This is a genomic window from Crinalium epipsammum PCC 9333, from assembly GCF_000317495.1.
GTDB lineage: Bacteria > Cyanobacteriota > Cyanobacteriia > Cyanobacteriales > PCC-9333 > Crinalium > Crinalium epipsammum.
In genome coordinates, this window is sequence record NC_019753.1 from 1,056,462 (window position 1) to 1,080,597 (window position 24,136).

At 39.3% G+C, this 24,136-nt stretch carries 23 protein-coding genes and 1 other RNA gene; 19 read left to right on the forward strand and 5 right to left on the reverse strand.

Translation table 11 applies throughout. The annotated features are described in order from the left end of the window. Window positions 1-103 precede the first annotated feature (103 nt). The 7 genes from fabG (at window position 104) to rnpB (ending at window position 6,177) form a co-directional block, all read left to right on the forward strand. Window positions 104-868 carry a 3-oxoacyl-[acyl-carrier-protein] reductase gene (gene fabG, locus CRI9333_RS04515; RefSeq protein ID WP_015201978.1) on the forward strand — a complete coding sequence of 255 codons (765 nt, stop codon included), beginning with the start codon at window positions 104-106 and terminating at the stop codon, window positions 866-868. Window positions 869-1,123: 255 nt separating this feature from the next. Then, entirely contained in the window at window positions 1,124-2,800 is a 1,677-nt protein-coding gene (gene groL / locus CRI9333_RS04520; protein ID WP_015201979.1) for a chaperonin GroEL, read from the forward strand. Between the two features lie 303 nt (window positions 2,801-3,103). Further along, window positions 3,104-3,358, forward strand: coding sequence for a type II toxin-antitoxin system RelN family antitoxin (locus CRI9333_RS04525; protein ID WP_015201980.1), 255 nt, complete (start codon window positions 3,104-3,106; stop codon window positions 3,356-3,358). After that, window positions 3,348-3,713, forward strand: coding sequence for a hypothetical protein (locus tag CRI9333_RS04530; RefSeq protein WP_015201981.1), 366 nt, complete (start codon window positions 3,348-3,350; stop codon window positions 3,711-3,713). Before CRI9333_RS04525 ends, CRI9333_RS04530 begins: the two co-directional genes overlap by 11 nt. A 146-nt stretch (window positions 3,714-3,859) precedes the next feature. After that, window positions 3,860-5,032 (forward strand): magnesium/cobalt transporter CorA, encoded by a 1,173-nt coding sequence (corA, locus tag CRI9333_RS04535; RefSeq protein ID WP_015201982.1) that lies wholly within the window; start codon window positions 3,860-3,862, stop codon window positions 5,030-5,032. Between the two features lie 49 nt (window positions 5,033-5,081). Next, window positions 5,082-5,759 carry a hypothetical protein gene (locus CRI9333_RS24715; RefSeq protein WP_015201983.1) on the forward strand — a complete coding sequence of 226 codons (678 nt, stop codon included), beginning with the start codon at window positions 5,082-5,084 and terminating at the stop codon, window positions 5,757-5,759. Window positions 5,760-5,796: 37 nt separating this feature from the next. Beyond that, an RNA gene (rnpB, locus tag CRI9333_RS25265) (RNase P RNA component class A) lies at window positions 5,797-6,177 on the forward strand. Between the two features lie 53 nt (window positions 6,178-6,230). Here rnpB and CRI9333_RS04545 read toward each other — a convergent pair. From CRI9333_RS04545 to CRI9333_RS04555, 3 genes are all read right to left on the reverse strand, one after another. Next, complete coding sequence (locus tag CRI9333_RS04545; protein ID WP_232229385.1) at window positions 6,231-6,512, reverse strand: hypothetical protein; 282 nt, start codon at window positions 6,510-6,512, stop codon at window positions 6,231-6,233. Window positions 6,513-6,677: 165 nt separating this feature from the next. Continuing rightward, a complete protein-coding gene (gene ppc / locus CRI9333_RS04550) occupies window positions 6,678-9,812 on the reverse strand; it encodes a phosphoenolpyruvate carboxylase (protein ID WP_015201985.1) in 3,135 nt (1,044 codons plus the stop codon). 130 nt (window positions 9,813-9,942) lie between these two features. Beyond that, window positions 9,943-10,170: a hypothetical protein gene (locus tag CRI9333_RS04555; protein ID WP_015201986.1), complete on the reverse strand. Its 228-nt coding sequence runs from the start codon at window positions 10,168-10,170 to the stop codon at window positions 9,943-9,945. A gap of 350 nt (window positions 10,171-10,520) precedes the next feature. Here CRI9333_RS04555 and CRI9333_RS04560 point away from each other — a divergent pair, with 350 nt between their 5' ends. From CRI9333_RS04560 to CRI9333_RS04585, 6 genes are all read left to right on the forward strand, one after another. After that, window positions 10,521-13,328: a hypothetical protein gene (locus tag CRI9333_RS04560; protein ID WP_015201987.1), complete on the forward strand. Its 2,808-nt coding sequence runs from the start codon at window positions 10,521-10,523 to the stop codon at window positions 13,326-13,328. A 41-nt stretch (window positions 13,329-13,369) separates the two neighbouring features. Next, complete coding sequence (locus CRI9333_RS04565; RefSeq protein WP_015201988.1) at window positions 13,370-14,917, forward strand: MBOAT family O-acyltransferase; 1,548 nt, start codon at window positions 13,370-13,372, stop codon at window positions 14,915-14,917. A gap of 118 nt (window positions 14,918-15,035) precedes the next feature. Continuing rightward, window positions 15,036-15,668 carry a hypothetical protein gene (locus CRI9333_RS24720; RefSeq protein WP_015201989.1) on the forward strand — a complete coding sequence of 211 codons (633 nt, stop codon included), beginning with the start codon at window positions 15,036-15,038 and terminating at the stop codon, window positions 15,666-15,668. Window positions 15,669-15,769: 101 nt separating this feature from the next. Continuing rightward, window positions 15,770-16,795 (forward strand): lipase family protein, encoded by a 1,026-nt coding sequence (locus tag CRI9333_RS24725; RefSeq protein WP_015201990.1) that lies wholly within the window; start codon window positions 15,770-15,772, stop codon window positions 16,793-16,795. A 382-nt stretch (window positions 16,796-17,177) separates the two neighbouring features. Then, on the forward strand, window positions 17,178-17,528 hold the full coding sequence (locus tag CRI9333_RS04580) for a hypothetical protein (RefSeq protein WP_015201991.1): 351 nt from the start codon (window positions 17,178-17,180) through the stop codon (window positions 17,526-17,528). A 184-nt stretch (window positions 17,529-17,712) separates the two neighbouring features. After that, complete coding sequence (locus CRI9333_RS04585; protein WP_041226349.1) at window positions 17,713-18,321, forward strand: Uma2 family endonuclease; 609 nt, start codon at window positions 17,713-17,715, stop codon at window positions 18,319-18,321. 410 nt (window positions 18,322-18,731) lie between these two features. Here the strand turns inward: CRI9333_RS04585 and CRI9333_RS04590 are convergent, their stop codons facing one another. Beyond that, window positions 18,732-19,526: an LmeA family phospholipid-binding protein gene (locus CRI9333_RS04590; RefSeq protein ID WP_015201993.1), complete on the reverse strand. Its 795-nt coding sequence runs from the start codon at window positions 19,524-19,526 to the stop codon at window positions 18,732-18,734. 187 nt (window positions 19,527-19,713) lie between these two features. Then, window positions 19,714-20,610 carry an alpha/beta fold hydrolase gene (locus CRI9333_RS04595; RefSeq protein WP_015201994.1) on the reverse strand — a complete coding sequence of 299 codons (897 nt, stop codon included), beginning with the start codon at window positions 20,608-20,610 and terminating at the stop codon, window positions 19,714-19,716. Between the two features lie 136 nt (window positions 20,611-20,746). On the opposite strand from CRI9333_RS04595, the gene clpS reads away from it, so the two are divergent. The 6 genes from clpS (at window position 20,747) to CRI9333_RS04625 (ending at window position 24,089) form a co-directional block, all read left to right on the forward strand. Continuing rightward, entirely contained in the window at window positions 20,747-21,028 is a 282-nt protein-coding gene (clpS, locus tag CRI9333_RS04600) for an ATP-dependent Clp protease adapter ClpS (RefSeq protein WP_015201995.1), read from the forward strand. 10 nt (window positions 21,029-21,038) lie between these two features. Then, on the forward strand, window positions 21,039-21,902 hold the full coding sequence (locus CRI9333_RS04605; RefSeq protein ID WP_015201996.1) for a CPBP family intramembrane glutamic endopeptidase: 864 nt from the start codon (window positions 21,039-21,041) through the stop codon (window positions 21,900-21,902). A 124-nt stretch (window positions 21,903-22,026) separates the two neighbouring features. After that, window positions 22,027-22,581, forward strand: a complete 555-nt coding sequence (locus tag CRI9333_RS04610; RefSeq protein ID WP_015201997.1) for a PsbP-related protein — start codon at window positions 22,027-22,029, stop codon at window positions 22,579-22,581. 110 nt (window positions 22,582-22,691) lie between these two features. Then, window positions 22,692-23,156: a DUF29 domain-containing protein gene (locus tag CRI9333_RS04615; protein ID WP_015201998.1), complete on the forward strand. Its 465-nt coding sequence runs from the start codon at window positions 22,692-22,694 to the stop codon at window positions 23,154-23,156. 86 nt (window positions 23,157-23,242) lie between these two features. Then, complete coding sequence (locus CRI9333_RS04620; RefSeq protein ID WP_015201999.1) at window positions 23,243-23,494, forward strand: hypothetical protein; 252 nt, start codon at window positions 23,243-23,245, stop codon at window positions 23,492-23,494. Window positions 23,495-23,696: 202 nt separating this feature from the next. Further along, window positions 23,697-24,089, forward strand: coding sequence for a hypothetical protein (locus CRI9333_RS04625; RefSeq protein ID WP_198013622.1), 393 nt, complete (start codon window positions 23,697-23,699; stop codon window positions 24,087-24,089). The last annotated feature ends 47 nt before the right edge of the window (window positions 24,090-24,136 follow it).

Below are 24,136 nucleotides of genomic sequence, written 5' to 3' on the forward strand. Positions count from 1 at the left end.
GGATCGCTGATTCCGTCCGTCTCAGGTACTAATCAATTTATGATAATTAGCGCAGTTGAACGAATTTGCTCTTTTTTGGCAAATTGATTAATAGGAATTTGTGATGGAAGTATTACCAGAAAATCAAGCTAGGTTAAATGGGCAAGTAGCAATTGTTACTGGTGCGTCACGGGGAATTGGTCGAGCGATCGCACTTGCTTTAGCAACGGAAGGCGCTAGTGTAGTGATTAACTATGCTAACTCTGCTACTGCTGCTGAAGAAGTGGTTGCTGAAATAGGTAATGCAGGTGGTAGTGCGATCGCATTCCAAGCAGATGTCTCTAAACCCGATCAAGTAGATGCCCTACTCAAAGCTGTGATGGACAAGTGGGGACGGGTTGACGTGCTAGTTAATAATGCTGGTATTACCCGCGATACCCTGCTACTACGCATGAAACTGGAAGAGTGGCAACAAGTAATTGACCTGAATCTCACTGGTGTATTTCTAGCTACCAAAGCAGTAAGTAAGGTTATGCTCAAGCAAAAATCTGGGCGAATAATTAATATTACTTCTGTAGCTGGTTTGATGGGTAATCCTGGTCAAGCAAACTATAGTGCTGCTAAAGCTGGCGTAATCGGTTTTACTAAAACTATTGCTAAAGAACTCGCCACTCGCGGTATTACGGTTAATGCTGTTGCGCCTGGTTTTATTACCACTGATATGACGGCTAACATCAAATCAGATGACATCCTCAAATTCATTCCTTTGGGGCGCTATGGTCAACCTGAAGAAGTTGCTGGAATGGTGCGTTTTCTAGCTGCTGATTCCGCCGCAGCTTATATTACTGGGCAAGTCTTTAATGTCGATGGTGGCATGGTGATGGCGTAAGTCCTGAAACAGTTATCAGTAAATCGCTGTAACTGTTTCAGGACTTACGCATAAAACTCTGTTACCAAGATGGTCACACTACATATAGCGATTGCTATATGTAGTTAAGACAGCGTGAGATTTTGCCTAAGTGCAGAGAATAAAGGCTTTAGTAGTAACCGAACAATTTATGGGTTGATTGCTCACATATTATTGTATTAGCACTCATGGCAAGAGAGTGCTAAATTGACTAATGGAAGCGCGAGTAAATCGAAAATGGCAAAAATTATTGCATTTAATGAAGAATCTCGGCGATCGCTAGAGCGTGGTGTAAACGCCTTAGCAGATGCCGTCCGTATTACATTAGGCCCTAAAGGTCGGAATGTTTTACTAGAAAAGAGTTATGGTGCGCCTCAGATTGTTAACGATGGCATCACCGTTGCCAAAGAGATTGAACTTGAAGACCCTTTAGAAAACACTGGCGCTCGACTAATTCAAGAAGTCGCCTCAAAAACTAAAGATATCGCTGGTGATGGTACAACTACAGCGACTGTGCTGGCACAAGAATTGATCCACCAGGGTTTAAAATTAGTTGCTGCTGGTGCTAATCCAGTTGCGGTAAAACGCGGAATTGATAAAACTATTGCTTTATTAGTAAAAGAAATTGAAGCAGTAGCTAAACCAGTTGAAGGTAATGAAATTGCTCAAGTTGCTACCGTATCTGCTGGTAACGATGAAGAAGTCGGCAAAATGATTGCTGAAGCAATGGATAAAGTCACCAAGGATGGTGTAATTACCGTTGAAGAATCCAAATCTTTGACAACAGAATTGGATGTTGTTGAAGGGATGCAAATTGACAGGGGTTATCTTTCTCCTTATTTTGTTACTGACAACGAGCGGATGGTGGTTGAGTTTGAAAACGCCGCTATCCTGATTACTGATAAAAAAATTAGCTCTATCCAAGAATTAATTCCAGTATTGGAAAAAATCGCTCGTGCTGGTAGACCTTTGCTAATTATTGCTGAAGATTTAGAAGGTGAAGCTTTAGCAACTTTGGTAGTTAACAAAGCGCGGGGTGTACTGAGTACAGCAGCAGTTAAGTCTCCTGGTTTTGGCGATCGCCGTAAAGCTATGTTACAAGATATAGCAGTGCTTACTGGCGGTCAAATGATTTCTGAAGAAGTAGGATTGAGTCTTGATACTGCTACTTTAGAGATGCTGGGAACTGCTAGCAAAGTCACCATTGACAAAGAAAGCACAACAATTGTTGCTGGTGAAAAAACCGAGGATGTGCAAAAGCGCATTGCTCAAATTCGCCAACAGCTAGCAGAAACCGACTCGGATTATGATAGAGAAAAGCTGCAAGAGCGGATTGCTAAACTTGCTGGTGGTATAGCTGTAATTAAGGTAGGCGCGGCTACTGAAACCGAACTTAAAGACCGCAAACTGCGGATTGAAGATGCTCTCAATGCTACCAAAGCTGCTGTAGAAGAAGGGATTGTTCCAGGCGGTGGTGCTACCCTAATTCATCTAGCTAAGAAAATTGCCGATTTTAAACACAATTTTAGCGACGAAGAACAGATTGGTGCTGATATTGTGGCAAAGGCGCTAGAAGCTCCTTTACGTCAAATGGCAGATAATGCTGGTGTTGAAGGTGCTGTGATTGTTGAAAAGGTGCGTGAAAGTGGTTTCAGCATCGGTTACAACGCGGCTACCGACACATTTGAAGATTTGATTGCTGCTGGTATTATTGACCCCGCTAAGGTTGTTCGTTCAGCACTGCAAAATGCTGGCTCTATTGCTGGTATGGTTTTGACAACTGAAGCGTTGATTGTTGAAAAGCCTGAGAAGAAACCTGCTGGTGGTGCGCCTGACATGGGCGGCATGGGCGGCATGGGTGGCATGGGCGGCATGGGCGGCATGGGCGGCATGGGCGGTATGGGCATGATGTAATATCATTGTCTGCTGATTTTCCTTTGCGAAATAATTTAGTTAGGGATTGGGAAGTATTTTTTCCAGTCCCTAATAATTTTTTACTAAAAAAACTAACCATTGTTAGAATGTATACTATTTAGGATTTACCCATAAATCATCCCTATATTTTGGGGGCGGGTTTATATATATCAATGGTTTAAATCATAAATTATTGTGCAACCCGCCCCTACAAAGCGTGATTGTGCCGTTGAATGCGCGTAAGTCCTGCTATTTAATAAGATAGGAATGTTTAAGTAATTTAGGTATTTAACGATTAAGAATATGAAAGCAGTTGAAGTCACCGGAAATATTGATGAAAAAGGGCAACTATTTTTAGACGAACCTATAGAGGTAGAAACCCCTAGTAAAGTGCGAGTTATAGTTCTATTTACTGAACCTAATGATCAATTAGAATCTGACCCCGATGATACTCCTATTGAAGAGATAAAAGCTAGTCTGAGAAGAGCTTTACAAGAAGCTAAAGCTGGACAAACTCGACCACTATCTGAACTGTGGGATAGAATTGATGCTGAATAACAATAATCAAATCTCTATCCGTTTCGCTGATGAATTTGAAAACAACCTATATACTTTATCTAAAAAGTATCGTCGTATTCGTGCAGACGTTGAACCAGTAATTGAGCAAATTCAGACAGGGAACTTTATTGGAGACCGTATTGCTAATCTAGGTGAAAATTATTTTGTACTTAAGGTAAGAGTTAAAAACAGTAACCTTCACAAAGGAAAACGTGCAGGTTATCGGCTAATTTATCAACTTGAATCGCCTACTAGCATACTTTTATTAACTATTTATTCTAAGTTAGATAGAGAAGATATTAGTACTAACGAAATTTATGGCATTATAGCTGAATTTAATGGAAATGAATTATGAGCTACTAATTATGCTTATAGTTTGATTATAAGGCTGCTGAAAAAGGTGCATTGCTCAATTTTAGGTAGTTGCTTGTTAAAAACAATTAGAGTTGCTTATACTAAGATGCTATATAATACCAAGCTATAAATTAAATCTTAAGTTATATGACAGAAACACGCATACAGCCTATGCAATTGGTTAATCAATCTATTCAAGAAAAAGCAGATTTATTTGAATACTTCTATGACCAACCAGGGAGCCTACCAGGAACTCTCAGAGTTAAGACCGATGCACAGCCGCCGGAAATTGTATTAATTGATTACAACGAAGAAACAGCAACCCGCATAGTACTAGAAACACCCGAAGAATGCGCTTTATACTTAGATACAGAGTCAGTATCTTGGGTAGATGTACTAGGCTTAGGCAGTGAAGAAATCTTGCTCCGCTTGGGGAAAGTGTTTAATTTGCATCTCTTGGTGCTGGAAGATATAGTTAATGTCCCTCAACGCCCTAAAGTAGAGGACTATGATGACCATTTGGTAATTATTACGCAGATGGTAATGCCAAAAGAAAAAGCCGATGGCTTTTATAGTGAACAAGTTAGTTTCATTCTAGGGAAACATTATTTGCTGACGGTTCAAGAAGAACCACAGCGCGACTGCTTTAAACCTGTACGCGATCGCATTCGTACTGCTAAAGGTATGATTCGCAAAAATAACGCTGATTATTTAGCTTATGCCCTCTTAGATGCAATTATTGATGGTTTTTTTCCTGTATTGGAAACTTATGGTGAGCGCATTGAGGAATTAGAAGAAGAAGTTGTATCTAATCCCACACATCAAACTTTAAATAAAATATATCAACTTCGGCGAGAATTATTAGCCCTGCGTCGTGCTATTTGGCCTCAGCGAGATGCTATTAATACATTAATTCGAGATGGTAGTCATCTGATCAGTGAGGAAGTAAGAATTTATCTGCGCGATTGTTACGATCATGCTGTTCAAGTAATGGATATGGTGGAAACTTACCGCGAATTATCTTCTGGATTAATGGATGTTTATATGTCTTCTATTAGTAATAAAATGAATGAAATAATGAAACTACTTACCGTTATTTCTAGTATTTTTATCCCTTTAACTTTTGTTGCAGGAATATACGGAATGAACTTTAATACCGAAAAATCTCCCTGGAATATGCCAGAACTTAACTGGTATTTGGGTTATCCATTATGTTTAGCATTTATGGGTGCGATCGCCTTGGGTCTAGTAATATTTTTCTGGAAACGTGGATGGTTTGAAAATTTTTCCACTATCAAAAAAAATAATAGATTTGGCTAGAGATCAAAATAGTAATTCATGGTTTAGGATTTTTTTTAGATAATTCCCAGTGAAAATATTTAATATTTATATACCAGATAATCAATGGAATTCACTGATTTTCACTTCTTACTTTATTTCAGTCAGTTATGTATTTTACCGAGCGATTAAGTCTATAGATAACCAACTGAGAATTAAATTTAATCAAGAATTTCTAGATTCACAATTAGAAGCACAACAACTAAAATCATTAATTAGTATTCAATTTAAGTTGAAAGAGCGATACCAAACAGATCACCTGCGCGATTTGCAAGTTGCTATTAAAAATAAATCTGAAACAGCTTCAATTAGTGTAGATTGGGATCAAAGCTCTTTAACAGATTTCGATGGGCGATCGCGACGGGTAATCCGGTTAATACCTGGTATGACACTCGATTTATTCCAACCCCAAGCATCTAGCATCATTGCCGCCACCCAAACACTCAAAGAGCGGCTTACAGCAGAAGATATTCTCAAGCGCGACTCCAATGGAGTGTTAGAAATTGCCTCTTCATTATTTAAGCCTAAAAGGTTTGAACAAGCCTCTGAAAAAGGTGAACAATTTTACCTGCGATTATTTATAAAAATATTTGATCCAGTCCAGGTAAACCCTGCTATCGGTTTTTATACATTATCCTGCCAGTTTACAGTTGAAAAATTGCCTTGGACAGACGCACTTCAGCCAAAACCATCTGCTATAAATCGTTAAGCAAGTTTGATTAAATTTAGTAAACTGGAATAGGGAGAGAGTAGGCGCAGGCAGTTGCGGATTTACTGTTGAGGTAAATCTGAGGAAAGTCCGGGCTCCTCAAAGACCAGACTTGCTGGATAACGCCCAGTGCGGGTGACCGTGAGGATAGTGCCACAGAAACATACCGCCGATGAAGCAATTAGCTAACAGGTAAGGGTGCAAAGGTGCGGTAAGAGCGCACCAGCAGCATCGAGAGGTGCTGGCTCGGTAAACCCCGGTTGGGAGCAAGGAAGGAACCAAGGTTGGTCTTTTTCCGGTTCCGATGTTAAAACCGCTTGAGGCGTTTGGTAACAAGCGTCCCAGATAGATAACTGCCCTCAAAGGTGGTGAAAGCCACGTTTGATGAACAGAACCCGGCTTATGTCCGACTCTCTCTTTTATAGCTATCAGCAGTCAGCTATCATCTGATAGCTAATCTATGGTGCATTTCTACTCCTGATCCTTGTCTTTAACCGCATCGCTAGAAATATCTTCATCGGGTGGATGGCGTGTTGCCAAGCCACCGACAAAAGCACCCAAAATCGTCCCCATCCATAAGCCAGTAGTGCTACCCTGCCAAACGGCGTTGGGTGTTACCAAGACTTGGCAGACTTGATTAATTTTTGGTAATAATAAGTACTGTTTTGTGTTTTGATTGCACTGATTTTGATGGGCAAGGAGATTAATTTTTCCGCCTAAGTATGCACCAGATAATCCAGATGTTAGCGCCACAAAAGTACAAATTAAGACCCGCTTTTTAAACAATTATCAATTAACAATGAACAATTATTAGTGATCCTACAACTAAAATTTTATTGTTGAAATAATGCCGGATTTGCTTAACTCAAAACGCTAGGCTTGCTTCCGAGCAATTGTTAATTGATAATTGTTAATTGATCAGCCTGTATTTCGCATACCAGCAGCAATCCCGTTGATAGTTAATAAGGCTCCACGTAGCAATTCACCCTTACTATATCGGGAGTGTACAACACCAGTTGTCGTAAGCTTGCCGTGTTCTCGCAGACGTTTCAACAAAGAAACTTGTAAGAAACCCAGAGGTACAATGCTACCATTTCGTAACTGTACAGAACGCTGCAATTCTGGGTCTCCGTCTAAAAGCCGCTTATGACCAGTAATAGTCAGCACAAGTTCGCAAACCAAATTGTATTCTTTGGCAATCTGATCAAACAAAGCTTCAAAACGTTCAATATCTTCAGGTTTAGATAGTTCACGCACGTAATGGTGAGCCATCTGTAGATCAACTTTTGCTAAAGTCATCTCTACTCTAGAGATTGCCATTTTAAAGAACGGCCATTTGAAGTAAAAGTAGCGCAGCAGGTTGAGGTTTTCGTCTGGTTCTTCGTTTAAAAACTCCTGCAAGGCTGTACCAACACCATACCAAGAAGGTAGTAGGAAACGGCTTTGCGTCCAGCTAAATACCCAAGGGATAGCCCGCAAACTGGCTAAATCTTTCTTACCACCACGACGGGCGGGACGAGAACTAATTTGCAGTTGGCTAATTTCTTCAATTGGTGTGACTTGGTGGAAGAAGTCTACTAAATCTGTTTGTTCATAAATTAGGGAGCGATAATGAGCCCGCGATCGCACTGACAATTCTTCCATAATTTCGTTCCAAGGCTGAATATCATCAAAGCTGGTTCCGAGCAAACTCGCTTTAATCACAGCCGTTGTAACTGTTTCGAGATTATACAAAGCTAATTCTGGTAGAGAGTATTTAGAAGCTAATACTTCTCCCTGTTCTGTAATCTTAATCCTGCCTTTAATTGTATGACCTGGTTGAGCCAAAATCGCTTCATAAGCAGGTCCACCACCACGACCTACGGAACCACCGCGCCCGTGAAAAATGCGTAAATTAAGATTATACTTTTCTGCAATTTTCTGCAAAGCTTTTTGAGCTTTGTGAATTTCCCAATTACTGCTTAAGAAACCAGAATCTTTATTGCTATCAGAATAACCAAGCATCACTTCTTGTAAGTGAGGTGTGATAGCTGATGAAGATTTTATTGGTGTTTGGGATTGAGAATTAATAATTTGGGGTTGTGTTTGTTCGCTATTAGCTTGAGCAACTTCATAACCTCCAGCAAGTAATGCCCGATAGAAAGGCAATTCAAACAGCGCTTCCATCACTGCTGGGGCGCGTTTCAAATCTTCAACCGTTTCAAATAACGGTACTACCTGCAAGCTAGTGATACCTGTCCTGGGGTCATATAAACCAGCTTCCTTAGCTAGTAGCAACACCTCTAAAAGGTCGCTAACATCATGGCTCATGCTGATCACGTAAGTTTGGCAGATTGGAGAGCCAAACTCTTGATGTAACTGCCGCAGCATTCGGAAGCTTTCAACTGTTTCAGAAGTCTTTTGGGAAAATGGCAGTTCAGATGGAATTAATGGGCGTTTAGTTTGCAGTTCTGTTGCCAACCAAAGCGATCGCTCCGTTTCTGTAAGCTCGTTATAAGGCTTATGTAAAACTTGGAGATATTCAACAATTTCGTTGATAGTATCCGAATGGCGAGAACTTTCTTGACGAATATCCAGATATGCCAGATTAAATCCGTAAATTTCCACCTGACAAATCAAGTTTTCTAAATCACGGCAACTTAAGCCTGTTTCTTTCAGGTTGTGCTGAATTAATTGCAACTCTGCTAAAAACTCTTCACCAGTGCGGTAAAAACTTTTAGCGTAGGTGTCTGAGTTTTGCCATTTTTGATGATCGCCATAGGCAAGTTGCGAATTGCGATCGCGACTATTTTCTAACCGTGCCAAGATATAAGCCAACTTCAGCCTGTAAGGTTCTTGCCTGTAGCGAATTGCTAGGCGATCGTATACTTCTGGCATCCGTCCGCGATCCTGTTCCAAAGATTCTAGTAACTCTGGTAAAACATCGCTCCAGTGCAACGATAAGCTTAAAAGATCCGTAAGTTGCCGTAAAGATTGGATATATTTTTCCAGCACCACACCCCGTTGGTAACAAGCAGTTTGCCAAGTAACTTCTGGTGTTACCGATGGATTACCATCACGGTCTGAACCTACCCAAGAACCGAACTGGCAGAATTTATGATTTGGAGGAGTCAACCAGGGAAAAGAATCCTTTAAAGCTTGTTTTAAGCGGCGAGAGAGTTGAGGAATTGCCTCAAATAAAACTTGCTCAAAATAGTGAAGAGTGTAATCTACCTCATCGATCACCGTTGGCTTAAATTGATGCAACTCATCAGTGCGCCACCACAATCTAATTTCTTCAGTTAGTTGTTCTTCAAAGGTTTCAGCTTCCAAGGAATAATTTAAACCTAAGCTGTTCATGCCTTCTTCTGCTTGATCTAGTTGTTGCAGAAGATGAGCAATTCGTCGCTGTTTGCCCCTGATGGTATGGCGAACAATTTCTGTCGGGTGAGCGGTAAATACTAATCTAATCTCTAGATTGTTCAGTAGGCGCTGGATGTGTTGCGGTGGCACATTCATAGAGCGCAAGTAGGGGAATAGCCAATGGAAAGTACCTTGATCTCTAGGTGGTACACCATTGTCTTGCAAAGTTTTTTCCAGCAAGTCTGCTCCCAAATTATTGTTGGGAGAATTAGGCTGCAACTCCTCTAAGTCGCCAATATTAGGCGCAGGGGAAATTGTGGCTGATGTTGGTGGTAATACAGCCTTATTTGTCGCCGGAAGATGGTGATTAGCCCGCAGTGAAAGCTGTTGTTCCCGTTGCTCGTAGTGCTGTTCAACAATATTAATCAGTTGGAAATATAGGGCAAAAGCGCGGGAAGCCCTAATTGCTGAATTGAGGTCAAGTTTTTCAATCAGCTTTGGTACTGAGGTTTCTGGCAATTCAGGAGTCTGCCCCTCTGGTGAACAAAGAGAGCGCAATTGCTTGAGCAAATCGACCAGTTCCTGACCGCACTCCTGTCGCAGAACAGACTCCCATAAGTCCTCTACAACCTTGAGACGATGGCGCAGAAATAGATCAGAGGCAGATGTTACCGTCAATTCCTGATCGTGCGTATGGAGTAGCGAACTCATAGAACAGGTTCTCGCTCAACAAAGATAATTTAATGTATTGTATGAGGAATCTTCTCAAGGATCGGTCTTACCCTACACAAACTGGTAGATCCATGAAAATTAACTGATGATTCACTAGGGCTGTTCTGACTTAAGAATTGCTGGGATTGGGAAAATGTAGTATAGGTAATAATTCACCTCGAAATACTTCTTCACTAGCCATTCCCGCAGATTGTAGGCACTTGCTGATGGTTTGCAATCCCAGTATTCCGATTAGAAAGGAACCAGTCGCGAAAGTCAAGCAAATTTCTGTGGGAATAGATAACCCAGGAGTGTTAACTTGATTTGTTATAGGTAAGTTTTGATTAGAAGATGGCATTTTGGCGATCGTCCCGTATAATCTCAGTTTATTACTTAATTTCTCGCTTTAACTGCTGTAAATTTATGCTGCTGGCTTGACCTGAACAATTAACAATGACCCATAACCAATTACCAATGACTTAGAACTACCATAAAGACGAGATCACCCATTTTTCTTGGTGTGCTTCTACTTCTATAGCATTATTAAGATCAAAAAACTACAATTTATACCAGCAACTTTGCTAAAAATGTCCCTGTAACTACATAAATACAGATAAATACAGATGTTGAATAGCCAACAATTCGTGTGGGTCGAAAAAAATCCCTTTAAATCAGATCAAGGAATGAGCGGAGAATAATACGCCAAATATGATGATTAATTCTCCACGCCCCACCGTTAGTTTAGCTAATTCTGCCCAACCAGATGCGATCGCCCGCTATCTCAATGAACATCTGAGTTATTTGGGTATTCGGGTCAAAGTTCTGATCCAAATTCTCCAAAAAAAGGATGAAGTCGAAACTGTTGAGTTTGCTACCAATGATGGATTGCAAGCTTCAGACTTTACTATTATTAGTTCACCAAGGCGGCTGTGGGTAATTTGTGATGCTCGTAACAGCCCTGATCCATCTTTGTTGGCTGAACCTGTAGCGCAACACTTACGGGCTTTAAGGTTAGAGGGCTTCCGCGATGCGGTTGTTCGCGCTCAAATCAACGCTGAAACTAACCCAGATTGGTTTTGGCGGATAGATTTGACTCCCCCAGAAGAGATGGTGAAAGATTGGGCGCGTTGGGGGGATGTGAGTGCGATCGCACTTCTGTTAAATCAAGCCCTAACACCGCAGGGGATAGAAGTTCGAGTAGTAATCAAAGATTTAACTCTGCATTTATTTTGTAGTTTATTAACAAAAGAAGCGGGTATTCCAGATCGCCAAGTTGCGCTGAGTGCGATCGCGCCTTTGTTAGAGTCTTTAGCTCCCCAAGGTATCCAGGCAGCGAATATTTATGCAGTTGAAGCTAATAGCGGTTCAACTGCTCAAGATCCAGCTTGGGTTGAATGGCTGAATTTACCTGCATCAATACATCCAGCTTTAGCTCCTACTGCTTTAACCTTAGCCCAACAGGGAGATCACGATGCTCTAATATTTTTGATCCAACGCTTAGTTAATCCTGATTTAGATCGGCGTTTAGCTACTGGTGGGATTCGGATTAGTTTGAAACGCAAACAAGATTTGCTGCATATTATGAGCGAAGCTTTGATTTGTCCTCTCCAAAAACAAGTCGCGCCGCCAATTGCTAAGTTTTTGAGCCAAATAGGAATTTCTAATGTTGCTGGTGTGCGGATCTATGGTCGTCGTGCTGGTCAATCATCGCCTTTGTGGAATTACGGAATTGATTTTGTCAACCGCAATCTCTTAACATCAAACACAGAATTAGCTGCACAAAATGCTGAAAGTGTTGGTGTTACGCAAAGTCCACAAGATCGCAATTCTGCACTTGCAGAACTACATCCAAATAACTTCAAATCCGCAGTTAAAAAAAGGATTAATGATACAGCAATAATCTTGCAACAGGGGCTTTGTTTTACTCAGCTATTTATTCCTAGCACAGACCTAAAAGACGCGGGCGCTATTCCTCATACCGAAGGTATGAAAATTTCCGCTAATTCTCAAGCAGTAAAAATAGCTTGTGTTTGGGCTACGTTGGGATTATTACTAACACTTCAAGCTGATTGGTTTATTGGTTATTTTTTGCGTTCATCTCAACAGCCAGCAAAAGTTAGCCAGCTTTCATCAACACCGCCACAGGTGCAAACACAGGCGGTAGCAACAGCCAAAAAATCTGATGCTGAAGCAATAGATTTGAACCCGCTACCTGAGTTGTCATTGCAGAAATCAAAAATAGATAATAGCAGTGTTTTCAACAGAAAAGGGTTTACTGAAGGATCTAAAAATAGTTTTACTAGCGACCGCAAACCCGATCCTAAGCAATCCTTGAATGCGTCTCAACAAACAAAAACATCTACCCCTGGGGTGACATCATCTGGAATTATGAGTGCTAGCTCATTAGTCCCACAGGATATAGCTAAAAATAATCCTACTAAGTTAGCGCAAATCCCAGAAACAGATAACCCCTCATTTAACAACACTTTATTAGATCAAAAGTTAGCTCTTTACCAACAAATCTGTGCTAAGAGCGGTACTCCTGATATTTTAATCGTTGGCAGTTCTCGCGCTCTGCGTGGTGTTGATCCCACAGCACTTAAAGCAGCATTAGCAGCTAAAGGTTACGAGGATATCAGCGTATTTAATTTTGGAATTAACGGTGCTACAAACCAAGTTGTAGATTTTATAATTCGCCGTTTGTTGACGAAAAACCAGTTACCCAAATTGATTATCTGGGCAGATGGGGCGCGGTCGTTTAACAGTGGACGAGTAGATTTAACTTATAGTGCGATCGCAGCTTCCGATGGTTTTCAGCAACTACTAGCTGGTAATTGGTCGCCAACTAATATTACGGACAACTCTAAAATTACCAACACAGCAAAAAAATCCGGTTCGGGCTTTAGTTTTCAATCTATCAACAACTGGCTCATTGAAATTTTAGGGAAAATTTCTACAACTTATCCATTGCGCGATCGCTTAAAAACTGTCTTAAGTCAACAGTATGCCAGTATCATACCAAAAACACCGCAACCACCCGTTGCCGAATCTAATATTAGTTCACCTGAAACTTCACTAAATGTTAGTAACTTTGACGTTGATGGCTTCCTCCCCTTGTCAATTCGTTTCCAGCCAGCTACCTATTACAAGCGTTATGCCAAAGTTAGCGGGGATTATGACAGCGATTATGACTCATTTGAGCTAAATGGTCAACAAGACATTGCATTAGCAGCTTTAACGCAATTTCTTCAGGAACACAAAATCCCTCTAGTGTTTGTTAATGTGCCACTCACTAAGCAATATTTAGACCCAGTACGTCAAAAATATGAGGTACAATTCATTAAATATATTCAACAGCAGCAACAACAAAATAAACTAATCTTACAAGACCTTAGCCTGTTATGGTCTGACCAAAATCAATTGTTTTCTGATCCCAGTCATCTTAACCGTTATGGCGCTTTTGAAGTATCTAAAGCACTAGCGGAAAATTCCGTGATTCCTTGGTCTAAAAAGTAGCTATTTAAAACTATAATATTTCCACTTGACCTGAATTCAGTATGAGTTTTGTTTCACCCATCTATGGACTATTTATCCTAATTCTTTTAGGAATTTATTGGTTGGTGCGAAGTGCATATTTTAATGTTTTACAAACACAATCCTTTCAACTATGCACAATTATAATTTTTAGCTTATTTTTTTATGCCACATTACAAATCCAATATATTCCCCTGCTAATAGTTATTGCTGTAATTAATTTTGCTTTAGGAAGAATTATTGGTGATAAAACAACACTAGGGAAACAAGCTAAAAATCCCAAGATTTCTAATCAAGGTTGGCAGCAAGTACTTGATCGTTGGCAAGAGCAAAGGCGTTTAATCTTATTACTTGGTATTGCTTTAAACGTATTGTTATTGTTGGGGTTTAAATATATACCATTTTTATTAACAACCATTGCCTCAGTTTTTAATTTACCTGTGGTTGAAAGATACGCAAATTGGGTTAGCGATCGCCTAATTGCTCCTTTAGGGATATCATTTTTTACATTTGAATGTATCGCTTATTTAATTGATGTCTATCGTGGCGCACAGAAGAGTGAGAAGCTCCTCAATTTTCTAGCATATAAATTATTTTTCCCAAAAGCTATTTCAGGTCCAATTACCCGCTATCATTACTTTGCCGAGCAGCTTAAAACCTTGCAGTTCCCTAGCTTAGATTGGATAGCAGAAGGTCTGTGGCTCATCACTTGTGGAGCTATCAAAAAAGCACTTGTTGCCGATAATTTAGGTAGAGTTGTCGATGTAATTTGGGGTGCTGGCAACTTAGAAAGAGCAGGTAGCGGAGATTTATGGTTAGCTACTTTCGCTTATGGTTTCCAACTTTATTTAGATTTTAGTGGGTATGTAGATATAGCGCGTGGCAGTGCTATTTTATTAGGATTTAATCTTCCTGAAAATTTCAACTTTCCCTATTTCACTACCAGTATTGCCCAATTTTGGCGGAGATGGCATATAACATTAGGAGATTGGTTAAGAAATTATCTCTATTTTCCTTTGGGTGGTTCGCGTCAGGGGTTGCAAAGAACTTGCCTAAATTTACTAATTATCATGTTAGTTGCTGGTATTTGGCATGGTGCAGCCTGGGGCTATGTTGTTTGGGGTGCATTACATGGTATTGGGTTAGTAGTTCATCGCCTAACTGAAGCTATATCTATGCGTTATGACCAAGCAAGACATTGGTGGAATAGTTGGAGTGGTGCGATAGTTGCATGGTTAATTACCCAATTAATGGTTTTCATTACTTGGATATTTTTTAGACTACCGGATCTTAAACAATCTGGATTGGTATTTTCACATTTATGGGGATACCAAGCTGATAGTCAGTTTGTGCAAAAAGTATATAGAGAAGGAATTGGTTTGGAAGCTGTGCAACTAGCTTGGCTATTAATTTTACTAGGCATATTTATGGCTATTGTTTATGGTCTTCATAAAGGTTTAAAATTACAGTTAAATTGGCACGTAAAGCTGCTGTTAGTACCTGTGTGTCTGTTTGCTGTGTGGCTATTGGCTCCCGAAGGTGGTTTACCTTATATTTACTTTGATTTTTAATTGTGAGAAATTAATTAACTCAAAACTCAACAGCCAAAATTACTGATGAGGAAGTAGATTCTGGAATAAGCGATCGCACTATTGATTCTATAGTTTAGTAGATTAGAAGATATAGAAAATGGTTTTGCGATCGCTACCTTTCATTCTCTGTTTTGCAGTTGGACTTCCCCTAGCTACTTTACTTGCTTCCGGTAACAGCAAAAGTCACTCTCTTTCCCTAACTAATATAGAAACTTACCCAACGCAGAAAGTTAACACAGTTGAGCAACAACCAGCAATTGCTAAAAATAGCTTTTTGGTAAGTCAAGCTCAAGTAAAATCTAATTCTAATTGGCGAACCTACACCAGTTCTACATATAAAGCTAGCTTTAAATATCCTAAAAACTGGCAACCTGTAAAAGGAGAACCAGAACGCTTTCGTGGTAGCAACGGCTTCTTTTTAGTATCAGCAAATAATGCAGCAACCCCACAAGCAATGTGCGAATCTCAGGCGAAACATAAATTACGCCCTTATGGTTCTCGCCCCCAAATACTCAGTTTAAAAGTTCAAAATCAACCAGCTTGTTTAATTTTACCTTCTGCCGACCAGTCACGCTCAGAAAAAGGCGTTGCTGAATTAATTGTCCGTTATCCTCAACCTGTGGAAGTTAATTCAAGTAAGTATACTAATTTTACTTTATATGCAAACAAGCAACACATTCGGGATATTGCTAAAACAGTAAAATTTATTAAAACTCATAAATATGTATAATTAACAAAAGCGCATTCAGATTTTATCTTTTATCATCCCTAATGCCCGTAATTTCCCCAGGTGAGTAATCCACAAACTAGATCTACAAAAACTCCTTTAATATGGCAGAAACATTTAAATACTTTCCTGAATGGCAATCCCATGTTTTTGACACTAACAAGAAGGGATACAATCCACAAATAGCCTGGTGGCTAGCTTATTGCTCCCAAATTGCTTATGAAAATAAAATTACAGTTGCTAAATATCTCAAAATAGCTAATTTTGAAAATGTTATCTTTTTTGACGCTCAAGGCAGTCAGGCTTTTTTAGCTAAACATCCTGGTGTAGAACCGGGACAGCCATTTGCAGTTTTGGCATTTAGAGGCACAGAGAATGATTCCATAGATATCTTGACAGATATCAACTTTGTTAGAAGATTATTTCCTAACGAAAATATTGTAGAAGAAGTTCAAGCAACAGCTGCTGAAAGCAAAAAAAATATTTCTCAACCACCAGATAAAAAACTTTATGCTCATGGAGGATTTTTACAAGGAGTTGAAAATATTTGGGGATGTGCTTTGCGAGATGGAATTAAACAAAAGTTTTTTCCTGATGAAACATCCCAATGGTTAGGTAGTCCCGGCATAAGTAACGCTATTTGTCAGCTAAAGGATACCCCTCTTTACATTACAGGTCATAGTTTAGGTGGTGCATTAGCAACAATGGCCGCCTATAAAGCCGTAATTTACGAATTAGATGGAACTATAAAAATAGGGGGAATTTATACCTTTGGATCGCCGAGGGTTGCTCAATTCGATCTTGCTAATGAAATTAATAATTATTTTGGCGATCGCAGCTATCGTGTAGTCAATTTTATTGATGTTATCCCACGAATTCCCCTGCGAGTCCCACCTTTATGGCATTTTAAGCATATTCACCACCTGGTTTATTTCAACAGCAATCGTCAGGTAGTCTTAGGAAAACAAAATAGCTTTGCTTTATTATTAGAGGACATTAGCGTTATCCTATTAGTTCTTCTTGAAGTCGGTCTGTCATTTTTAACATTTGGCAGATATACCCCTGTGACCATTAAGAAACACATGATTAATGAATATATAAAAGATATAGAAGCTAGCTTAAAATGTTAAAGCATTGGCTATTAATTTCAGTATTGCCAAGGTTTACGATCTGGCTGAATTTAGCATTATTAAAGCTGTTTGTTTCAGAAAATTAACATAAAAATTAGTTTAACATGAAGTACCCTTAAATCATCAACTAAGGTAGCACTTGGTAACCTTAGATCAGCTTCAAATTTATTGTAAGTAGCTCCACATTAACCCCCTCCCCGAAATTCGGGGAGGGGGCTAGGGGGTGGGGTTTTAGGTTTAATTACGGTGAGTTACTTAAAAAAATATTTGACATTTTTCAATTTTGCCATATTAAAGATTTGTGACTTTTAGAAGTAATATAATTTGTTTAAACTAGAAAAAAAGTTATAATTTTTATACTATCTCATACTTCTAAAAAAATATGCTAATTCAAAAATTTCTCAAATTATCATTGCCGTTAGTATTATTGGCGGGAGGCTTTGTTTCAACAGCCAGTTCCACCGTTGCTCAAACTACAAAAGCCTTGCCACGCATCGTAACTGTAAAAAGTATGGAACAGGGCGATCTGATGTGTTATTTAACTGTAGTCGAGGCAAAAGTTGAGCGCAGTGTCGGTGCTACTTTTGAGATTTGTGAGCAGAAAAAACAATTTTTAAATAAAAAAGTTCGGTTGTCTTATCAGTTGCGTAATGTTGATGACTGCCAAAGTATTGGACCTTGTGGCAAGACTCGTAAGGAATGGCTAGTTGTGCGAATGGCTCGCATCAAATAAATTTTGGTAATTAAACCTAGATTCCTTTAACTTATTTTTTAATGGGTAACAGTCAAAGTTACCTTTTTTTAATGTGAATTTAGGGGTATTTTTGAGTCAGATCATATCCCAGCAATTAGTTATGATTTGTAGGTAGAGTTAAGCTGTGCGTAACCCTATAGAAACTCTGATAAATATTGTCAAGATGACACAAGCAAACTTTACCCAAGCCATTGCCGTCAATATCCCACCGACGTTAACACTATCGCTTACCCATGAGCAGTTTGTTGAATTAGCGATCGCAAACAGAGATTTACAATTAGAACGAACTGAAAAAGGAGAATTGATTGTTATGCCACCAACCGGAGGCGAGACATCAAACAGAAACTCTGATTTTTCTGGGCAACTTTGGCTATGGAACCGTCAAACCAAACTGGGAAAAACATTTGATTCTTCCACAGGCTTTTATCTTCCCAATGGTGCAGATCGTTCTCCTGATGCAGCATGGGTAAGTAATGAAAGATGGAACGCACTCACAAAGGAACAGCAACAAGGCTTTGTACCTTTGTGTCCTGATTTCGTCATGGAATTGCGTTCTAAAAACGATAATCTGGAACCTCTACGCACCAAAATGAGGGAATATATCGCTAATGGTGCAAGGCTTGGTTGGTTAATTGATCCCAAGAATAAACGAGTGGAAATTTATCGACCAAATCGAGATGTGGAAGTATTAGATAATCCTGTAACTTTATCAGGGGAAGATGTTTTACCTGGATTTGTTTTGGATTTAAACGAAGTTTGGGGCAATAGTTAAAGAGCGATCGCACCCTGTTGTCAGTAAAAAAAAAATTTAATAATTAAATAGATTTTATACAAACACAAACACTCAAAAAAACATATTATCCTGAAGAATATTTAGCACTAGAGCAAAAAGCTGACTAAGCTGTTGTGTTTCTAAATTTTATATTTGAGAGAGGGAGGAGAGAGGGGTATAGAGTTTGATAACTTTTCTCTCAATTATAAAATGTACAATTTAAATGCGCGTTAGCTTATAAAAGTGAATATCGAGAGGGGGTAAATTTTGGCAAAACTGAGGAAGAAGAAAATAGATAGCTTGCATCCATTCAAAAAATGCAGGTTAAAAAAAGGAAGGGGAAACTATTTACCCTTTAAGCTTTGCCCTTTTCCCAACTTCTGCAATAAATGCTATATCTTTTTTCCCGATCAATTACTACCTGGAACCTGCTCAATTTGGGCGTAACCACTAAAAACTAACTTATTCCCCTGAGTTTCCAAGCGGTTGATTCGCAAGATCACCCCATCAAGATCAAAACGATCCAAATCAACCATATTATCTAAAATTTCAGCCAAAGCAACCGATAACTTCTGAGAAATATCGCGTACGGACTCAGGCACAGCATCAGTTTCAAAATGTGGTTTTTTAAACGAAATCCGCCGCCGTCTTTCTACATCTAAAGTAGCAGTCATGCTAATTGGCACAACTCCATGCTCTGCTAGTTCAGTTTGAGCAGCAATGCGTAACTGATTATTTGGTAACAACTGCACCTGAACATCTGTAAAAGAAACAGGTTCACCGCCAGATAAATCTGTTAAAGCGGGTGTATCAATATTTTGCAGGCGCTTTGTTACCAATTCTGCTTTGAAAGATTTGTTTAAATCTGCTTCAGATAAAATCACCTGTGCAACAGCTTGAGTAGGTTGCTTGAGGGAAAGCTGACCCTTTAGCACTGAGCTAAAGTCGAGAGAAACGGCATCTGTCTCAAATGACATCTCCTCAACCCCAAAATCGCGCTTAATTACTAAGCGCTTCCCGCTCATTTGAAAGCTATCAATGCTGCCCTGTAGCAATTTGCTAGAAGGGAAGCAACGAACATTCACCTCTACCGACTCACTCTGGGTAAACAGGTGGCGAATGGTCTTGCTGGCGACGGTGTTGAGCATACGCTCTCCCCAATCGCCGCCAGAATTATCTTTTAAACCAGTGATGCCACCAAACATACCGTTTTGCGTCCACGAGAGTTCTTCATACTTTGTAACAAAAATACAAAGAACTTTGCAATATCTCGCTAGGTTATATTTTTGTTGCAAAAGTCTTTGCAGATTAAGCTTAGAGGCAATCAACTGCCTTTGATATAGAATTATCTAAACAATGTGATTAGTTACTGCTAACTCATTTCTGTCACTTTCACAAAATCGACAATACCCAAGAACGCATCACAGAATTAACTTGATCCGGCACTTCATCATGGGGACAATGACCAGCGCGGAGATAATGTTCTGTAAGTTGAGGATAAAACTCACGAAACTTTGCTCCTCTTTCTTTAGCATTCATCCAGGGGTCTGCTTCTCCCCACAATAGCAACAACGGGCAAGTTAGTTGCTTAAGCAGCACATCGACATTTTCCCCTTGAGGACTGCTGAAGACAGAAGCAAACACCCTTGGCGCACCAGGATCACAAGAAGGTTGATAAATTTCTTCTACCAGTTGGTCTGTAACAGCACTCTTATCCAGGTAAACTTTTTCTAGGGTTTGCCGAATCAGAGAGCGTTGCCGTACATACTGAAATAACAGAAAACTTGCCCAAGGTTGCCGAAAAAGCGATCGCGTTGTCTCGCTAAAAAACTTCTTCGTGGGATTTGGTTCTGTCGGCACTTTAGCATCAGTGAATGGTCCAGCACTATTGAGCAACACCAAACCAACAGCAGCATCAGGACGTTGAGCAGCTACACACAACGCTGAATAGCCTCCCAAAGAGTTACCAGCTAATACTACTGGCTGACCAATAACATTGCTAATAAAATCGTATAGCTGATCGCGCCATAACTCTCCGCCATACTGCCACTCAGGTTTAGCAGAACGTCCAAACCCTAATAAATCAATTGCCCACACTTCAAAATCATCACTCAGACCAGAGATATTTTTGCGCCAGTGGTCTGTAGACGCTCCAAACCCATGAATCAATAGTAGAGGAGGCTTCCCTGGCTGTCGTTTTCCAGCTTTGACATAATAGATTGATTGCTCACGCCACTGCCAATAAGTACCTGGAATCGGGGCGGTGGCAGTTGCTTGGCTGTACTGCATGGTTGTAAGAAATGTTAAGTAAAGTTAACTTTTTGATCTTAGCTTTTCCAAAAAAATCTTGTAATGCCAAGCTATGCTAAAATTTTGTCTATATAACTAGAAATCTGTGTAATTAACTGATTAAGAGAGTAGAGCCGTGTCTGTTGAGACTATTCAAAAGCCTTCAACATCTCGTAAAATCGCACCACGTTATCGCGTTTTGCTGCATAACGACGACTTCAATCCAATGGAGTACGTTGTGCAGGTATTAATAACAACTGTGCCTAATTTGACGCAACCTCAAGCTGTCAACATTATGATGGAAGCTCATAATAGTGGTACTGCTTTAGTAATTACCTGCGCCCTAGAACACGCGGAGTTTTACTGTGAAACCTTGAATAATCACGGTTTAACTAGCACAATTGAACCTGACGAGTAACTAAGAATTCTTGAAAATTAATTTAATTAGTGTAGCTCAATACCCTGCCCCAATTAGGCTGGGTATATTTTTATTAATTTTAGCGATATTGTGGCTGCCGAGAGCCGCGCTAATTTATTTATTAGTTGGTCTTGCTGGTAACGGTGATAGTCCTGGTGTCCGCAATTTGTTGACTATCCTGACAATGGCGCTGTTGTTTGCTGATTTCTTGTTTTTACTGAGGATTTGGGGAGAAAACGTTTATCGACAACCACAATTACTCAAAAAATATGGAGTAACAGCGCAGCCACAAAACAATTTAGATTTACTTAAAGGTCTAAGTTTGGGTGTGGTAATTACGTTTAGTTTATTTGGTTTAGAAAGTTTGCTAGGTTGGGTAGCTTGGCAAAGCCCTACTATGTTTTTACCACAGCTAATCTTAGAAGGATTATTAAGTGCCTTGGGAGTTGGTTTTGCAGAGGAGTTAGTATTTCGGGGTTGGTTGCTAGATGAGTTGCAAAGAGATTACCGCCCGAATATCAGCCTTTGGATAGGTGCTTCAATATTTGCTATATCGCATTTTATCAAACCCATCTCAGAAATTATTCGCACCTTTCCACAATTTCCGGCGCTGTTACTTTTAGGTTTAACTTTAGTGTGGGCGAAGCGTGGCAGCAAAGGACGCTTGGGCATTTCTATTGGTTTGCACGCGGGGTTAGTCTGGGGCTACTACATGATTAATGTAGGGCAGATGGTGCAATATTCTGGATCTGTTCCTGAGTGGATTACTGGAGTTGATAAAAATCCTCTGGCTGGAGTAATGGGGTTGGGGTTTTTGAGTGCGATCGCGCTATGGATGAGGAAGCGATCGCTTAAATATCGCAATCCTTCTTAACAAATATTTGGCAACTTAACACTAGCACCTAACTTCAATAAATTTATTTTCGCAAGTCTTGATTACCGGAAATTAGCTAAAACGTCGTGAATCCATCTGTATAATCAAACTTGGAGAAAAAATTATGAAATCTAAATTTTTTATCTTATCTGTTTTATCAACTGTGGCTGTTTCAGGGGCGTTACCTGTAATTAATCAGATTCCTGGGATAGAAGTTAGCCCAGTCCAAGCAGCCACAAGATTTAAGGGTTATACATCACCTAATCTATTTTCAATTAGATACCCTTCTGGTTGGTCTGTTGATTCTTCTAATAAAGAATATGTAATAATCACAAATTACAAACCACAAACAGGCGGGGGTAAAGCTTCTGCTAGTTATATCAAAAATAATATTTACTTTGTTGATAGCTCTTTTAGTACTGCTATCAATCAAGAAGTTGCCAGCTATAAGCAAAATGGCGCTAAAATTACTAAGACGCAAAGCCTAACAATCAATGGGAAATCTGCATATAGATTGTGGGTTAATGATTCTAGATTCGCTTTTCCTAATAGTATCGTGACTTTGGTAAAGTATAAAAATAATAAAACTGCTGTAGTTGCCAGTTTATATACTAAAAGCAATTCATCGGCATTAGGTGTAATTCAACCTTTACAACAGTCTTTCCGTTTGCTGAAATAATATTTTAGGTAGTGCGGGCATCTTGCCCGCTTGTTGTTTTGCGTAAGTTATAAAATAGTTGAGATTTTGACAATTGTGCTACATTTAATACTTATTAATTGAGCAAGTGTATGGTAACTCAATCACAACCAACGACTCAGAAGTTATACGACCAAGATTATTACCTTTGGATAAAAACAACTATTAACCAACTGCGTACCGGTCAATTTTCTGTTGTGGATTTAGATAATTTGATTGAGGAATTGGAGAGCATGGGGAGGAGCCAAAAAAGAGCTATTAAAAACTTATTGATTAGGCTTTTTGAACACCTACTTAAGTTAAAATACTGGGATGCAGAACGAGAACGCAATCAGGGGCATTGGAAAGGAGAAATTAGGACATTTCGCAGACAGATTCAGGATGAATTAGAAGATAGTCCTAGTCTGAAACCTTACATTCTAGAAATTTTTGATGAGTGTTACGATCAAGCCAGATCAGAAGCAAGCGATCGCACACAATTACCTCTTGATACATTTCCAGTTACACCAATTGGATCTTTAGCACAAATTTTAGATGATGATTGGTTGCCTGAGTAGAGGTGAGGATTTGGGTGCGATTTTAACGTTAACCGCTATAAAAATAACAAGACAACCAAATATTGAATTATATAAGGATAAAATTTATGCTAAAAACAGTTAAAGGAATTTATCGAAATGGCAAAATTGAATTAAATGAAGTTCCTGAGAATATTGCTGAACAAACTCCAGTTATTATTACATTTATTACTGAGACAAATTCGACAGATTCAGAGAATCCGATTACAACTTACCATGATCTTGACTTTTTGGCTGGAACTTGGACAGCCGACGATGAAACTGAGTTTTTAAGCAATACTAATGATTTTAATAAAATTGATAAAAATTTATGGCAGTAAGAGCGATTTTACTGAGGTATCCAAGAGTATTAATTATCCTCATGGTTGGTAGCATATTCTGTGGCTAAATCTGCATCAATGCTTTCATTATCCACATTGGGATCTTCATTGACGCTAATTGCTCCAAAATGACGCTCAAATTATTATGCCACTGGGAAGCGCAACAGCTTATAATTATCTAAATTTCGCTCAGAACATAGATATGAAAATAAAATTTTTCATTTTTGTAGCACTTGCCACTATCACCTTGTCCGCACCCCTAGTAGATAAGGCAGTGGCTCAATCTGAAGTAGTTACTATTGATAGTAACTACACTTTAGCTCAGAATCCGCAGAATGTTAATGAACAAGAAGCAAGTGAAGATGATTTTTTGTTGAAGGCTGTTACATCCTTAATTGTTCCTCTTCTATTGTTAAGTGGATTGTTTTTATTACTGAATAAAACATCTCAACGACAAAATGACATTGTGAAAAAATCCATAGAAGTTGCTGAGGCTAATACTGAAGCCATCAAAGAGAATAATCGGCTTTTAATAGAAGCAATTAAATTACAAGAACAAAACAATACCTTATTAAGTCAATTAGTGTCAAAATAAGCTAAACAGCCATAAAGGGACTTAAACAAAAAATATTGGCTGCAATT